The sequence below is a fragment of the Streptomyces sp. NPDC041122 genome (assembly GCF_055592445.1).
Map to the genome: position 1 here is coordinate 374,971 of NZ_JBVIYQ010000005.1, position 15,300 is coordinate 390,270.

11 protein-coding genes are annotated in these 15,300 nt (G+C 70.9%); 8 read left to right on the forward strand and 3 right to left on the reverse strand.

From position 1 onward, the window contains the following. Window positions 1-26: 26 nt before the first annotated feature. From ACZ6B8_RS20560 to ACZ6B8_RS20570, 3 genes are all read right to left on the reverse strand, one after another. Entirely contained in the window at window positions 27-1,658 is a 1,632-nt protein-coding gene (locus ACZ6B8_RS20560; protein WP_471608090.1) for a peptide ABC transporter substrate-binding protein, read from the reverse strand. Between the two features lie 479 nt (window positions 1,659-2,137). Then, window positions 2,138-4,045, reverse strand: a complete 1,908-nt coding sequence (typA, locus tag ACZ6B8_RS20565) for a translational GTPase TypA (protein ID WP_471078950.1) — start codon at window positions 4,043-4,045, stop codon at window positions 2,138-2,140. Between the two features lie 249 nt (window positions 4,046-4,294). Then, window positions 4,295-6,631 carry an ABC transporter family substrate-binding protein gene (locus ACZ6B8_RS20570; protein WP_471078947.1) on the reverse strand — a complete coding sequence of 779 codons (2,337 nt, stop codon included), beginning with the start codon at window positions 6,629-6,631 and terminating at the stop codon, window positions 4,295-4,297. A 413-nt stretch (window positions 6,632-7,044) separates the two neighbouring features. Here ACZ6B8_RS20570 and ACZ6B8_RS20575 point away from each other — a divergent pair, with 413 nt between their 5' ends. The 8 genes from ACZ6B8_RS20575 (at window position 7,045) to ACZ6B8_RS20610 (ending at window position 15,294) form a co-directional block, all read left to right on the forward strand. Continuing rightward, window positions 7,045-7,359, forward strand: coding sequence for a hypothetical protein (locus ACZ6B8_RS20575; RefSeq protein ID WP_471608091.1), 315 nt, complete (start codon window positions 7,045-7,047; stop codon window positions 7,357-7,359). Window positions 7,360-7,491: 132 nt separating this feature from the next. After that, window positions 7,492-8,328, forward strand: coding sequence for a hypothetical protein (locus tag ACZ6B8_RS20580; protein WP_355803234.1), 837 nt, complete (start codon window positions 7,492-7,494; stop codon window positions 8,326-8,328). Between the two features lie 16 nt (window positions 8,329-8,344). After that, window positions 8,345-10,336, forward strand: a complete 1,992-nt coding sequence (locus tag ACZ6B8_RS20585) for a fumarate reductase/succinate dehydrogenase flavoprotein subunit (protein WP_471608092.1) — start codon at window positions 8,345-8,347, stop codon at window positions 10,334-10,336. Beyond that, window positions 10,333-11,103, forward strand: coding sequence for a succinate dehydrogenase/fumarate reductase iron-sulfur subunit (locus ACZ6B8_RS20590; protein WP_471608093.1), 771 nt, complete (start codon window positions 10,333-10,335; stop codon window positions 11,101-11,103). The genes ACZ6B8_RS20585 and ACZ6B8_RS20590 overlap by 4 nt, the downstream gene beginning before the upstream one ends. Next, on the forward strand, window positions 11,067-11,234 hold the full coding sequence (locus ACZ6B8_RS20595) for a hypothetical protein (protein WP_471608094.1): 168 nt from the start codon (window positions 11,067-11,069) through the stop codon (window positions 11,232-11,234). The genes ACZ6B8_RS20590 and ACZ6B8_RS20595 overlap by 37 nt, the downstream gene beginning before the upstream one ends. Window positions 11,235-11,408: 174 nt before the next feature. Beyond that, entirely contained in the window at window positions 11,409-12,329 is a 921-nt protein-coding gene (locus ACZ6B8_RS20600) for a hypothetical protein (RefSeq protein WP_471608095.1), read from the forward strand. A gap of 141 nt (window positions 12,330-12,470) precedes the next feature. After that, window positions 12,471-14,513: a TPM domain-containing protein gene (locus ACZ6B8_RS20605; RefSeq protein WP_471608187.1), complete on the forward strand. Its 2,043-nt coding sequence runs from the start codon at window positions 12,471-12,473 to the stop codon at window positions 14,511-14,513. A gap of 67 nt (window positions 14,514-14,580) precedes the next feature. After that, entirely contained in the window at window positions 14,581-15,294 is a 714-nt protein-coding gene (locus ACZ6B8_RS20610) for a PspA/IM30 family protein (protein WP_471608096.1), read from the forward strand. Window positions 15,295-15,300 lie beyond the last annotated feature (6 nt).

Below are 15,300 nucleotides of genomic sequence, written 5' to 3' on the forward strand. Positions count from 1 at the left end.
CCACCCCCGCGGGTCGAGCCGCGCGACTACTTCTTGAACACCTCGACGTCGGTGAAGATCGGGCTGCCCTGCTGGTCGAAGTGAACGTTCTTCACGTTCTCCGAACGACCGGCCTGGAGCTTGCCGTACCACAGCGGGATGCCGGGCATGTTGTCCTGGAGGGACTCCTCGGCCTGCTGGTACAGCTTCGCGGACTCCGCCGTGGTGGGAGCCGCGTCCGCCTTCTTCGTCAGCTCGTCGAACTTCTTGTTCGAGTAGCCGCCCTGGTTACCGGCGACGCCGGTGCCGTAGAGGTCGCGCAGGAAGTTGCCGTTGAACGGGTAGTCGAGCACCCAGCCGGAGCGGTAGAACGACTTGACCTTCTTGGCGTCACGCGTCTGCGTGTCCGCCTGGAAGTCGGTCTTCGGGTCGCCGACGCACTTCACGCCGGTCGACTGCGTGATGCTGTTGCAGACGGCGGTCACCCAGCCCTTGTGCGGCTGGTCGGCGTTGTACTGGATGGAGATCTTGCCGCCCGGGACGCCGCCACCCTCCTTGATGAGGGCCTTGGCCTTCTTGGCGTCGAACTTGCAGTACTCACCGCAGGCGCCGGCCTTGTAGCCCTCGACGTTCTTGGCGACCCAGCCGGTGGCGGGCTCACGGGTGTTGCTGAGGACGGTCTTGATGATCGTGTCGCGGTCGATCGCCATCGACAGGCCCTGGATGACCTTGTTGTCGATGTTCTTCCACTGCTTCGAGTAGAAGGCGGGGTTGATCGTCTGGATCATCGCGTAGTCCTGGTTGATCGCACGATCACCCAGGTCGCTCTGGTAGTTCGCGAGCTCGCCGTCCGGAATCTGCGGCATCGAGTCGACGTTGTTGGACACCAGGTCCTTGTAGGCACCGTCGGGCGACGCGTAGTTCTTGAACGTCACACCGCCGTTCTTCGCCTTGTCCGGGCCCTTGTAGCCGTCGTAGCGCGTGACCTTGATGGTCTTCTTGTGGTCCCACGAGGCGAACTTGTAGGCGCCGTTGCCGACCGGCTTCTCGCCGTAGCCCTTCGGGTCCTTGAAGAAGCCCGAGGGCAGCGGGGAGAACACGTCGTAGCCGAGCTTGAACGCGTAGTACGGGATGCCCGTGTTCAGCGTGATCTTGAAGGTGTTGTCGTCCACGACCTTCAGGCCGGACATCTTGGAGCCCTTGGGCTTCCCCTTCGCGGGGTGGACGTCGTCGTAGCCCGCGATGTCGGCGAACCAGGAGCTGTTGACCTGGTTGTTCTTGACATCGGCGGCCCAGTTCCAGGCGTCGACGTACGACTTCGCGGTGACCGTCTCGCCGTTGTGGAACTTCCAGCCCGGCTTGAGCTTCACGGTCCAGACCTTGTTGGCCTTGTCGGGGGTGACCGACTCGGCGTTCACATAGGTCAGTTCGCCCGTGTCGTTCTTGTAGCCGACCAGCTGCGAGAAGAGGGAGCGAATGACGTCGCTGCCGTACGCCTCCTTCGTGTTGGCGGGCTGCAGCGGGTTCTGCGGCTCACCGCCCGAGTACACGAAGATGCCGTTCTTGTCGACGGCCCGGTTGTCGTCGCCGCTGTCACTGTCGCCGCCGCCACAGGCGGTGGCCGTCAGCGCCACAACACCGGCTATCGCGACCCACTTGGCGCTCTTGGCACCACGCATGGGGTTCCTCCTCATGAGTCCACTTGTTCACTACAAGAGGGGGTACGTGCAACCGCGCCGACACCCCTGACGGCGAAGATCGAGTACCCCAGTGTGCTCGTGAGTCGGCGCTCCCCACAGCGCGTGACCCATTGACCCGAGCTATACGCGGTCAACTATTAGCCATGCGGTACCGGTCGACCACACCCTTTTGGTCTCGGTTCAATCACACCTGCCCCGTACAACTTCCAAAATCCGGACAAACCGATCCTAGATAGATGGTTGCGAAACGGACGTGTTACACATCTAACGGTCAGTGACGTCCGCATACCGGACACTTGGCGGACAAAAACCGGTTGCCGGGAGAGCCTCGACCGGCGGTGGCACACCGTACCTGCCAGCGAAAACGCCGGAGGCCGACTTCCGCGGGAACCCCTCGCGGGGCGGCGGAAATCGGCCTCGTAGGCGGCTGTGTGCCGCAACTGCCTTACGTCAGTGGATCAGTTGTGCTTGGCGCGCGACGCGGAGCGGCCGCGCTCCTTCTGGTCCAGGACGACCTTGCGGATGCGCACGGCCTCCGGGGTCACCTCGACGCACTCGTCGTCGCGGCAGAACTCCAGGGACTGCTCGAGCGACAGCTTGCGCGGCGGGACGATCGCCTCGAAGGAGTCGGCGGAGGCGGAGCGCATGTTGGTGAGCTTCTTCTCCTTGGTGATGTTCACGTCCATGTCGTCGGCGCGGCTGTTCTCGCCGACGATCATGCCCTCGTACACCTCGGTGCCGGGCTCGGTGAACAGCACGCCGCGCTCCTGCAGGTTCGTCATCGCGAAGGCGGTGACGGCACCGGAGCGGTCGGCGACCAGGGAGCCGTTGTTACGGGTCTTCAGCTCGCCGAACCACGGCTCGTGGCCCTCGTGGATGGAGTGCGCGATGCCCGTGCCGCGGGTCTGCGTCAGGAACTCCGTACGGAAGCCGATGAGGCCGCGGGAGGGCACGACGAACTCCAGACGGACCCAGCCGGAGCCGTGGTTCGACATGTTGTCCATGCGGCCCTTGCGGACGCCCATGAGCTGCGTGACGGCGCCCATGTGCTCCTCGGGCACGTCGATCGTCATGCGCTCGACCGGCTCGTGGGTCTTGCCGTCGATCTGGCGGGTGACCACCTGCGGCTTGCCGATGGTCATCTCGAAGCCCTCGCGGCGCATCTGCTCGACCAGGATGGCCAGCGCCAGCTCACCGCGGCCCTGCACCTCCCAGGCGTCGGGGCGCTCGGTGTCCAGGACGCGCAGCGAGACGTTGCCGATCAGCTCGCGCTCCAGGCGGTCCTTCACCTGGCGGGCGGTGACCTTGCGGTCCTTGACCGCGGCCTTGGCGTCCGCGCCCTTGCCGGTGCCGCCGCGGCCGACCAGCGGCGAGGTGTTGGTGCCGATGGTCATCGAGATCGCCGGCTCGTCGACCGTGATCAGCGGCAGCGCGATCGGGTTCTCCGGGTCGGCCAGCGTCTCGCCGATCATGATGTCGGGGATACCGGCCACGGCGCAGATGTCACCGGGGCCCGCCATCTCGGCGGGCTTGCGGGTGAGCGCCTCGGTCATCATCAGCTCGGTGATGCGGACGTTGGCGATGGTGCCGTCCCGCTTGATCCACGCGACGGTCTGGCCCTTGCGCAGCTCGCCCTGCTCGACGCGGAGCAGCGCGATGCGGCCGAGGAAGTTGTCCGCGTCGAGGTTGGTGACGTGGGCCTGGAGGGGCGCCGACTCGTCGTACGTCGGGGCCGGGACGTGCTCCAGGATCGTGGAGAAGAACGGCTCCAGGTTGGTGGAGTCCGCCGGGACCGTGCCGTCGTCGGGCTTGGTCAGCGAGGCGATGCCGTCACGGCCACAGGCGTAGACGATCGGGAACTCGATCTGGTCCTCGTCCGCGTCCAGGTCGAGGAACAGGTCGTACGTCTCGTTGACGACCTCGTCGATCCGCGAGTCGGGGCGGTCCGTCTTGTTGATGCACAGGATGACGGGGAGGCGCTGCTGGAGCGCCTTGCGCAGCACGAAGCGGGTCTGCGGGAGCGGACCCTCGGAGGCGTCCACGAGGAGGACGACCGCGTCCACCATCGACAGGCCGCGCTCGACCTCACCACCGAAGTCGGCGTGGCCGGGGGTGTCGATGATGTTGATCGTGATCGGGTCCCCACCGTCCTTGGGGTGGTACTTCACCGCCGTGTTCTTGGCGAGGATCGTGATGCCCTTCTCACGTTCCAGGTCGTTCGAGTCCATCATGCGGTCGTCGAGGGACTCGGCGGCGTGCGCGGCGAAGGAACCGGCCTGCTTGAGCATGGCGTCGACGATGGTCGTCTTGCCATGGTCGACGTGAGCGACGATGGCGACGTTGCGGATGTCGTGGCGCGTGGCCATAGTGCGGCGTACTCCTGGAGTGAGTGGATGGTCACACGCACCTCTGAAGTACGCGAACCCTGCCGGGCTGGACACGCCACGGCCTCACCCCAGTCTACGTGTCTCGCACGGAGGCAGCCTCCGCGGGGGCTGCGCAGGGGCCGGGAAAGCCTGGGGAAGTTTATGGAAACAGCAGGTCAATGGGTGGATACGAGCTTGCCCGCCGGGGTGGCCGACGGGCAAGAGAGTTGAGCGGAATCTGAGCCGGGGCTACTCGGCGGACGGCTTGACCGACGGCTTGGCGCCCGGCTTCAGGAACCCGATGTCCTCGAAGTTCGGGGCCTGGAAGCCGAAGGCCCCCGCGTTCGCCAGGTTCGGGCGGGCCGCCACCAGCTGGGGGCGCTGGTAGAGGGGGATGGACCCCGCCTCGGCCCAGATGCGCGCGTCGGCCTTGCGCACCAGGGAGCGTGACGTTTCTTCATCGAGCTCGCCGAGCGCCTGCTCGAAGAGCTGGTCGATGTGGTCGGTGCCGACGCGGGTGTAGTTCTGCTCGACGTTGAGGGAGCCGTCGGCGGCCGGCACCGGCTTGGCGAAGATCGGGCGGGCGTCGGTGGCCGGGTAGGCCGAGGCGGGCCAGGAGTAGAGGGCCAGGTCGTACTGGCCGGACGCGATGTGGTCCTTGAAGTAGCTGTCGTCGGCGACCTTGGACGTCTCGGTGTGCACGCCGATCTTGTCCAGCATCCGCGAGATCCGGTCGGCCACCGCGCGCAGCGGCTCCGAGCCGTCACCGGACGGCAGGACGAAACGGAGGGTGAGCGGCTTGCCGTCCTTGGCCATCGGCCCGGCGGCCGCGGCGGGTGCGGCGGTCCCCTTGGGGGCGTACGCGCCGGGGGCCCCGCCCTTGGCCTGGTCCTTCGACGTCGACGTGGACTTGCTCTCGGCCTTGCTCTTGGCCTTGCTCCCGGCCTTGCTCCTGGCCTTGCCCTCCGCCTTGGAGTGCTTCGTGTGCTTCTTCTCCTTGTCCGTCTCGCGGGACGGACCGAGGGCGTCGGCCTGCCGGTTCAGGGCGGCCCGCTGGTAGGCGGCAGCGGGCGCCGGGGCGAGCACCGAGGTGCCGGTGTCGGCGGGCTTGCCGTCGTCCTCGCCGACGATGTACGTGCCGTCGTCGGAGTCGGACTCCTTCGCCGAGTCCTTGTCGGCGCCCTTCTCCCGGTCCGACTCGCCGCCCGCCGTCTTGGCGTCCTTGTCCTTCTTGCCCTTGCGCAGGGCGCCCGGCGTCCAGCCCGCGTCCGCGAGCAGCGCCCGCGCCTCGGCGGTGTCCTGCTCGCCGAGGGCCCCGCTGTTGTCCGCGTACGCCTCCTGGCCGGCCAGGGCGAGGTGGCTGCCGACCGGCGCGGCGGGCAGGCCGAGGGGCTTGAGGACGGTCTTGGCCAGTTCCTCGCGGTTCAGGGCGCGGGCCACCGCGCGGCGCACCCGGTCGTCCGCGAGGGGGCCCTCGGCGCCGTTGAGGGCGAGCTGGGTGTAGGCGGGCTCCAGGGACTTGCGGACCACGTAGCCGCGCAGGCCCGTCTGCTCGGTCTCGTACTTCTTGACGGCCTTCTGGGTCTTGGCGCGGACCGCGGTCTCGGCGTCGGCCGCCTCCTCGTCGGAGCCGTGCGCGACGGCCCAGGAGCGGAGCGCCTTGGCGGCGGTCAGTTCGGCGGCCGGGCCGTGGGCGAGCGGGCCCTGCGCGCCCTTGTCGCGTGCGGCCAGGCCGATCCGCCCGGCCTCCGCCGCGTCGATCGCGGCGAGGTCGACCCGGCCCTTGGCCAGCGCCTCGGCGCGCTGGGAACGCTTCACCTCGCGCAGCACCAGCTTGTCGAGCTTGGCCGGGCGGCCCCACCAGCGCGGGTTGCGCTCCAGCGTCACGGCGCCGGCCTTGTGGTCGACGTCCGCGAGGCCGAAGGGTCCCGCCGTCACCTTCAGCTTGCGGCGCGCGCCGTCGTTGAAGGAGTCGGGGGCGCCCATGACCTGCTTGGGGTACAGCGGCGAGAAGAGCGAGCGCCAGTCCGCGTACGGCTTGGCGAAGGTGACCCGCACCTCCAGGTTGTTCGCGCCGCGCTCGATCTTCTGGATGCGGTCGTAGCCGGCGTTGCGCGCCGTCCAGTACGCGGTGTCCTTGCCGGACAGGGCCCGCCACTGCGCGGCGAAGTCGTCGGCGCCGATCTCCCGGCCGTCGCTCCAGACCGCCTGCTGGTTGAGCTTGTACAGGACGACCTGCTGGGGCTCGCGCTCGACGACCTTCGCCGACTCCAGGAAGTCGGCGTTGCGCTGCGACCTGCCCTGCGCGTCGAGGCGGAACAGGGACGGCAGGACGGCGCCCGCCACCCGTGCGGTGGCCTCGTCGGCGTCGGACTGGAAGGAGTTGAACGTCTCGGGCAGCGCGTCGACCGCCCAGTTCATGGTCCCGCCGTCGGCGACCAGGTCCCGGGCGGCGGGAGCGACGTCCTGGCCCGCGGTCGGCCGTCCCGCCTCGTCGTTCGAGCTGCATCCGGCGAGGGCGGGCAGAGCCAGCACCCCCGTCGCGAGGAACACGACAGATCTGGCTCTGGCGCGGTCGTGGGACATGACTGGTACCTCCGGGGTCCGGGGCTCGCCCGGCCGCCCGCTACCAGGACCGGGCCGGGTTTGATCACGTTTGGCGGTATATGGAGCTGATCACATCTATCGCCCCACTGAAGGGGACGGGACCCGCCCCGCGGGGGCGACACGGCGCGGCGGCCCCGATATGCCACCCGTGCGGCCCAATGGGGCGCGGGATCGGGGTGCGGCCGCGCGTCCCGCGGGAGCGCACCGCCCGCCCCGCCCGGTCACCGAACAATCACGGCCGGTCGAGGTTCGGCGTGATCGGCGCGCGATCCGGCGCATTCACCGCCCCTGATCCGGCAATCGATGCAGATCCCTTCACAAGCCGGGATGTGACGCGCGACACTCGCAGGCGCATGAGCGTTGCCACCGCACACCCGAAGTGAGGGCAAGTAATGGCTCTGCACGATGAATTGACGGCTGTCCAACAATGCGTGGACGACTTGGTCCGCACGGTCGGCAGGCTGGAACAGCAGGCCGACGACCGGCTCGCGGGCGTCGACGTGCGCCGGGTGCGTACCGACACCGACCGCCTGCGCGAGAGCGTGGCGCTGCTGCGCGCCGCGGCCCCGTCCCCCGCCCCCCGCACCGAACCGCACGCGCGCGACTTCGTGACCATCCCCGACACGCCGTACGACAGCGCGTTGTGGGCGAACGCCGGAGACCTCGACGACGAGGGCCTCGGCGGCTGCGACCGCCACGCACCCTGACCGCGCGGCCGGCCCTCCCCGGGGGCCGCGCCCCCGCGCGCCGCACGCATCCGCACTCGCACTCGCACTCGCACTCGCACTCGCACTCGCAGAGCCTCTCCATTGATCCGAGGACGAAGGAGTGGAGCCTCGTTGGCCACCGGCACGGAACCCCAACCGAAAAGCGGAACGGCCCCCGGCGGCGGCGTGCGCGACGGCACGCGCGCCGCCATCTCGGCTGCCCATCTGCGGACCGACCGCTGGTGGCTCGCCCCGGCGGCGACCGCCGCGGGACTGCTCGCCTTCGTCGTCTACTCGACCTGGCGGGCGTTCGCGAACGCCGACTACTACGCGGCGCCCTACGTCTCGCCGTTCTACTCGCCGTGCGTGGCCGAGAACTGCGAGCCGATGCGTTCGGGCCCCAACTGGGAGATCTTCGGCAGCTGGTGGGGCCTGTCCCCCTCGGTGCTCATCCTCGTCTTCCCGCTCGGCTTCCGGCTCACCTGCTACTACTACCGCAAGGCCTACTACCGCGGTTTCTGGGCGTCACCGCCCGCGTGCGCGGTCGCCGAGCCGCACAAGAAGTACACGGGCGAGACCCGTTTCCCGCTGATCCTGCAGAACATCCACCGGTACTTCTTCTACTTCGCCGTGCCGGTGGCGGGCATCCTCACGTACGACGCCGTCCTCGGCTTCCGCGACGAGCACTACGAGTGGGGCCACATGGGGCTCGGCACGCTCGTCCTGCTCGTGAACGTCGTGCTGATCTGGATCTACACCCTCTCCTGCCACTCCTGCCGGCACGTCATGGGCGGCAAGCTCAAGCACTTCTCCAAGCACCCGGTGCGGTACCGCATGTGGCGGTGGACCGGAAAGCTGACCAACCATCACATGCTGCTGGCCTGGACGTCGTTGGCGAGCGTGGCGCTCGCCGACCTCTACGTCTACCTGGTCGCGAGCGGCGCCTTCGACGATCCGCGCTTCTTCTAGTGGACGGGGCCTTCTGATGTCTCAAGTGGAGCGGCAGAAGTGGGATGTCGTCGTGGTGGGAGCCGGCGGCGCGGGCCTGCGGGCCGCGATCGAGGCACGCGAACAGGGCGCCCGTACCGCCGTGATCTGCAAGTCGCTGTTCGGCAAGGCGCACACGGTGATGGCCGAGGGCGGCATCGCCGCCTCCATGGGCAATGTGAACTCCGGCGACAACTGGCAGGTCCACTTCCGCGACACCCTGCGCGGCGGCAAGTTCCTCAACCAGTGGCGCATGGCGGAGCTGCACGCGCGCGAAGCACCGGACCGGGTCTGGGAGTTGGAGACCTGGGGCGCGCTGTTCGACCGCACCGCGGACGGGCGGATCTCGCAGCGCAACTTCGGCGGGCACGAGTATCCGCGCCTCGCGCACGTCGGCGACCGCACCGGCCTCGAACTGATCCGCACCCTCCAGCAGAAGATCGTCTCCCTCCAACAGGAGGACTACCGGGAGTTCGGGGACTACGAGGCCCGCCTCAAGGTCTTCCAGGAGTGCACGGTCACCCGGGTCCTGAAGGACGAGGAGGGCGGACTCGGCGAGGGCGGCCGGGTCCTGAAGGACGAGGAGGGCGGACTCGGCGAGGGCGGCCGGGTCTGCGGGACGTTCTGCTACGACCGGGAGTCGGGCCGCTTCTTCGTCCTGGAGGCGCCCGCCGTGGTCCTGGCGACCGGCGGCATCGGCAAGTCCTTCAAGGTGACGTCCAACTCGTGGGAGTACACCGGCGACGGGCACGCGCTCGCGCTGCTCGCCGGGGCCCCGCTCCTGAACATGGAGTTCGTGCAGTTCCACCCGACGGGCATGGTCTGGCCGCCGTCGGTCAAGGGCATCCTCGTCACCGAGTCGGTGCGCGGCGACGGCGGGGTGCTCAGGAACTCCGAGGGCAAGCGGTTCATGTTCGACTACGTGCCCGACGTCTTCAAGGAGAAGTACGCCCAGTCGGAGGAGGAGGGCGACCGCTGGTACGACGACCCGGACCACAACCGCCGTCCCCCCGAGCTGCTGCCCCGTGACGAGGTGGCCCGCGCCATCAACGCCGAGGTGAAGGCGGGCCGCGGCTCGCCGCACGGCGGGGTGTTCCTGGATGTGTCGACCCGGATGCCCGCCGAGGTCATCAAGCGCCGGCTGCCGTCCATGTACCACCAGTTCAAGGAGCTTGCGGACGTCGACATCACGGCCGAGGCGATGGAGGTCGGGCCGACCTGTCACTACGTGATGGGCGGCATCGCGGTCGACTCCGACACCGCCGCGGCGCGCCGGGTGGCCGGCCTCTACGCCGCGGGCGAGGTCGCGGGCGGCATGCACGGCTCCAACCGTCTCGGCGGCAACTCCCTCTCGGACCTGCTGGTCTTCGGGCGGCGCGCGGGTCTGCACGCGGCCCGGTACGCGGCGGGCCTCGCCGCCCGGCCCCCGGTGGACGAGGAACAGGTCGACGCGGCGGCGGCCGAGGCGCTGCGGCCGTTCAGCGCTGAGGGCCCCGAGGACGGGACGACGCCGGAGAACCCGTACACCCTCCACCAGGAACTGCAGCAGACCATGAACGACCTGGTCGGCATCATCCGCCGCGAGGCGGAGATGGCGCAGGCCCTGGAGAAGCTCGCCGAACTGCGGGTGCGCGCGCGGCGGGCCGGCGTCGAGGGCCACCGCCAGTTCAACCCGGGCTGGCACCTCGCCCTGGACCTGCGCAACATGCTCCTGGTCAGCGAGTGCATCGCGCGGGCCGCCCTGGAGCGCACGGAGAGCCGCGGCGGCCACACCCGTGAGGACCACCCGGCGATGAACCGCGAGTGGCGCCGCGCCAATCTGCTCTGCCGGCTCGCCGACCCGACCGGCGGTCTCGCGGCCACCGGTGCCGTGCGCGGTCAGATCGACCTGGACCGCGTGGAGACCGAGCCCATCCGCCCGGACCTGCTCGCCCTCTTCGAGAAGGAAGAGCTGGTCAAGTACCTGGCTGAAGAGGAGCTGTACGAGTGAGTTCGTACGACGCGCAATTCAAGGTCTGGCGCGGGGACCTCGGGGGCGGCGGCCTGGAGGACTTCAAGGTCGAGGTCAACGAGGGCGAGGTGGTGCTCGACATCATCCACCGCCTCCAGGCCACCCAGGCACCCGATCTCGCCGTGCGCTGGAACTGCAAGGCGGGCAAGTGCGGTTCGTGCTCGGCGGAGGTCAACGGCAGGCCGCGGCTGCTGTGCATGACGCGGATGTCGGTCTTCGACCCCGACGAGGTCATCACGGTGACGCCGCTGCGCGCCTTCCCCGTGGTGCGGGACCTGGTGACGGACGTCGGCTTCAACTACACGAAGGCGCGCGAGGTCCCGGCATTCGTGCCGCCCGCCGATCTCGGTCCCGGCGAGTACCGGATGCGGCAGGAGGACGTGGACCGCCCGCAGGAGTTCCGCAAGTGCATCGAGTGCTTCCTGTGCCAGGACACCTGCCATGTGGTGCGCGACCACGAGGAGAACAAGACCGCGTTCGCCGGTCCGCGCTTCCTCATGCGGGTCGCCGAGCTGGACATGCACCCGCTGGACGCGGCGGCCGAGTCCGGCCTCGACCGCAAGCGGACCGCACAGGACGAGCACGGGCTCGGCTACTGCAACATCACCAAGTGCTGTACGGAGGTGTGCCCCGAGGGCATCAAGATCACGGACAACGCGCTGATCCCCCTGAAGGAGCGGGCGGTCGACCGCAAGTACGATCCGCTGGTGTGGCTGGGGAACAAGATCCGGCGACGGACGGAGTAGCGGGGCGGGGCGGGCTCGGCGGCCGGGCGTCAGGGGGCCGGGTGCGGGCCGGGGTCGATCTGGACGGCACGCTGGAGTACAACCCGGAGCCGGAGGGCACGCATCTGATGCCGGTCGGGAGCGGAACCTGACGTTGCGGGGCTCGGTGCACCGGGCGTACACCGACCACCCGGAGGTGGCGTAGTTCCCGAACTGACGCCCCACGGCCTTTCGTTCGGGTCGGGCAGGGTCGCGAGCCCGGTCCGACCCGAACGGGAGCCTCCAGACCCTTACGTACCGCCGCCACCCCTGCCACACTGCCGCGCATGCGCATGCCCCACCGTTTCCGGCCCCTTCCGGCGCTGCTGCTCGCGGGCGCCCTGAGCGCGGGAGCGGCCGGCTGCTCCCTGCCCGGCGGTGACGGTGACGCCGGGAGCGGTACGGGACTTGAGCGCGCCCTCGACGCGGTGCCGGCCGCGGCGGCCGACCAGGCGGTCACCTACCGGGACGTGCGCACGGCCCGCCGCCTCGTCGCGAAGGACCCCGCGCTCTACGGCGGCCTGAACGGCTTCGGCATCCTGGAGGCCGCCCAGCACGACTACACGGGCGGGAGCGTCCGCGCCGACTGGGGGTTCGGCGTGAAGGACGTGCGGACCTCCGTCACGGTCGGCAACACCTCGCTGCTCACCGGTGACTTCGACACGGAGGCGGTCGGGCGGGCGATGCGGAAGCAGGGGTACCGGGCCACCCGCACCGGCCACGGCACGCGGTACGAGAAGGGCGCCGATGACGGCACGTTCGAGGTCTCCGGCTCGGCACGCGCGGCCCGGCGCTCGGACCTCGCGCTCGGCCTCGACGCACCCGCGGAGTCCCTGCGCGCCGACGTGGCGTACGCGGCGGTGGCCGACTGTCTGGGGGACGTCTACGAGGCGACGTACTACGCCAAGCGCGAGGACGCGGACGTCGTGCTCTTCGCGATCGGCGGGCGGCTGGCGAAGGACGGCCGATCGTCCACGGAGACCCTCTGCGCCCGCACCGCCTCGCGGAGGACGGCCGGGGCGACGGCGGCCCGGCTGCGCGCGAGGACGGCGCCCGGCCGCCGTTACGCCGGCGCGAAGGTGACCGTCGGCGAGGGCGCGGCCCCCATGGTCACCATGGCCTGGAAGAACCGGCCGAAGTCGGGCCTGCGCCCCGCCGACAACGACCGGACCGGCGAGCTGCCGGGGGTGTTGCTCTGGGGGCGGTGAGGCGCGTGCGCGCACTTCAGAGTGCCGATGGCCGGACGGTCTCCGGGCTGTCTGCCCGGGTCGCGGTGACCGGTACGCGGTCATACGCTCCGAGATGTGAAGCCGCCCTCGTACCTGGCCGCGCGGGCAGCCGCGGCCGGGGTGGCCGTGCTGCTCGGGTGGTGTGTGCTGCTGAGTCCCTCCCCCGCGCTCGCCGACGATCCCGTCCCGCTCTCGCGGAGCGGGCAGGTCACCGACCGGACGGAGGCGCTCGGGGGCCGCGCGGACGAGGTGAAGGGGGCCCTCGGCCGGCTCTACGACGAGCAGGGCGTGCAGCTCTTCGTCGTCTATGTGCGGGACTTCTCCGGGCGCTCCCCGCAGGGCTGGGCGGACGCAACCGCCGAGCGCAACGGACTCGGGCTCGACGACGTGCTGCTCGCGGTGGCGACGCACGACCGGCAGTTCGCCTACTCCGTGGACGACGGGTCGCGGCTGACCGACGCCCAGCTGCGGTCCGTGGCCACGACGGCCATCCGGCCCGCCCTGCGCCACAACGACTGGGCGGGAGCGGCCGTCGGCGCGGCGGACGGCTACCGCGCCGTGCTCGCCGGACGGCCCGTGCCCACCCCTTCGGTCACCCCCGGCCCGGCCGACCCCGGCCGTGGCGCGGACGAGTCCGTCACCGGGGACCTGGTGCTGCCCGTGGCGGCGGCGTGCGCGGCCGGGGTCGCCGCGACGGTCGCGTACAAGCGGCGCAGGAAGCGCGCCACCACCCGTACGACGCCGGGCGGCGGCCGGGGACAGGGGGCCGGGCGGAAGCCCACGCCGCTCCCCGAGCTCGACGAGCGGGCCCGGCGGCTCCTGGTGGAGACCGACGACGCCGTCCGCACCAGCACCGAGGAGCTCGGCTTCGCCACCGCGCAGTTCGGGGAGGAGGCGGTCCGGCCGTTCGGGGCGGCGCTCGCGTACGCGCAGGGGGAGCTGACGGCGGCGTTCCGGCTGCGCCAGGAGCTGGACGACGCGTTCCCCGAGGACGGTCCGACCCGGCGGCGCATGCTGGACGAGATCGTCGCGCGCTGCACGGAGGCGGGCCGCAGGCTGGACGCGGAGACGGCGGGCTTCGACCGGCTGCGCGCCCTGGAGAAGAACGCGCCGCAGGCCCTCGACCACGTGGAGACGGCGTATCAGCGGGTCGCGGGGCGTACGGAGGGGGCCGAGGAGACCCTCGCCGGGATGCGTCGGGCGTACGCGCCCACCGCGTACGCCCCCGTGCTCGGCCACGTCGAGCAGGCCAAGGACCGGCTGGTCTTCACCGCCACCCACCTGGCCCAGGCCCGCCAGAGCGCCGACGCGGGCGACAACGGCAGGGCCGCCGTTCATCTGCGGGCCGCCGAGGGCGCCGTGGACCAGGCCGGCACCTTCGTGGACGCCGTCGACCGGCTGGCCGGCGAGCTCGCCGAGGCCGCCGCGAAGCTGCCGGGCGCGCTCACCGGCTCCGAGGCTGACCTCGCCGACGCGCGCGGCCTCCTCGAAGGCACCGCGGCGGGTGTCTCCACGGCCGATCTGCGCGGCCGGGTCGCCCGCGCGGAGTCGGTGGTCGCCACGGTGCGGGGCCAGGTCGCCGCGGGCCCGTACGACCCCATCGACGCGCTGCGCCGGGTCGAGGAGGCCGACGCCGCGCTCGACCAGGCCCTCGCGGGCGCCCGCGAGCGCGAGGCCGGCGACCGCCGCTCGCGTTCCCTGCTCTCCCCCGCGCTGCTCACCGCGCGCAGCGCCGTTTCGGCGGCGACGGACTTCGTCACCACGCACCGCGGGGCCGTCGGCAGCGAGGCACGGACCCGGCTGGCCGAGGCCGGGCGGCATCTGGCGCGGGCGGAGGCGGCGCAGGAGGGCGATCCCGCCGCCGCGCTCGCCGAGGCGCGGCGGGCGGACGCCCTGGCCCGGCAGGCGCAGCAGCTCGCCGAGCGCGACGTACGGGGGTTCGGCAACCCGTACGGAGGGCTCGGCGGCGGGGGCGGGCGCGGCGGCGGGACGGGCGGCGCGGTGCTCGGCGGCATCATCCTGGGCGAGCTCTTGGGCGGGGGCGGGCGCCGGGGCAGCGGTCCTGGAGGGGGCGGATTCGGCGGCGGGTTCGGCGGCGGTGGTCCCGGGAGTTTCGGCGGGGGCGGCACGCGGGGGCGCCGGGGCGGGGGCGGCCGGTTCTGACCCCGAGAGTGTGCCGTGGCCCGTGTGCCGCGGCCGGACGACCCCCTCGTACAAGGAGATCCAGGTCATGACGAAGCAGACCATCCTCGGCCGTGTCGCCCAGCTCGCCAAGGCCAACATCGGCGCGCTCCTCGACCAGGCCGAGGACCCGCAGAAGATGATCGACCAGCTGATCCGCGACTACTCGAACAACATCAGGGAGGCGGAGGAGGCCGTCGCGACCACCATCGGGCAGCTGCGGATGCTGGAGCAGGACCACCGGGAGGACCGGGACGCGGCCACCGAGTGGGGCGGCAAGGCGCTCGCCGCGAGCAGGAAGGCGGACGAGCTGCGGACGGACGGGAACGCCGCGGAGGCCGACAAGTTCGACCGGCTCGCCAAGGTGGCGCTCGGACGGCAGCTCCAGTCCGAGCGGGAGGCGGCGGACGCCGAGCCGACGATCGCCTCGCAGACCGAAATCGTCGACAAGCTGAGGTCCGGACTCGACCGGATGAAGTCGAAGCTGACCGAACTGCAGTCGCGGCGTGACCAGTTGGTGGCGCGGGCGAAGACCGGGGAGGCGCAGAACCGGATGATGGACGCCGCCGGAAGCATCGACGTCATGGATCCCACGAGCGAGTTGAGCCGCTTCGAGGAGAAGGTGCGGCGCGAGGAGGCGCGGGCGCTCGGCCGGCAGGAACTCGCCGCGTCCTCGCTCGACGCGCAGTTCGAGGAGCTGGACGGCCTGGGCGACGAGGCGGAGATCACGGCCCGCCTCGCCGCCCTGAAGGCCACCACCTGAGCCCCC

Excerpts from the sequence above, each read along its gene's own strand:
- ACZ6B8_RS20560 (WP_471608090.1), bottom strand. The coding sequence starts at position 1,658 with ATGCGTGGTGCCAAGAGCGCCAAGTGGGTCGCGATAGCCGGTGTTGTG.
- typA (WP_471078950.1), bottom strand. The coding sequence starts at position 4,045 with ATGGCCACGCGCCACGACATCCGCAACGTCGCCATCGTCGCTCACGTC.
- ACZ6B8_RS20570 (WP_471078947.1), bottom strand. The coding sequence starts at position 6,631 with ATGTCCCACGACCGCGCCAGAGCCAGATCTGTCGTGTTCCTCGCGACG.
- ACZ6B8_RS20575 (WP_471608091.1), top strand. The coding sequence starts at position 7,045 with ATGGCTCTGCACGATGAATTGACGGCTGTCCAACAATGCGTGGACGAC.
- ACZ6B8_RS20585 (WP_471608092.1), top strand. The coding sequence starts at position 8,345 with ATGTCTCAAGTGGAGCGGCAGAAGTGGGATGTCGTCGTGGTGGGAGCC.
- ACZ6B8_RS20600 (WP_471608095.1), top strand. The coding sequence starts at position 11,409 with ATGCGCATGCCCCACCGTTTCCGGCCCCTTCCGGCGCTGCTGCTCGCG.
- ACZ6B8_RS20610 (WP_471608096.1), top strand. The coding sequence starts at position 14,581 with ATGACGAAGCAGACCATCCTCGGCCGTGTCGCCCAGCTCGCCAAGGCC.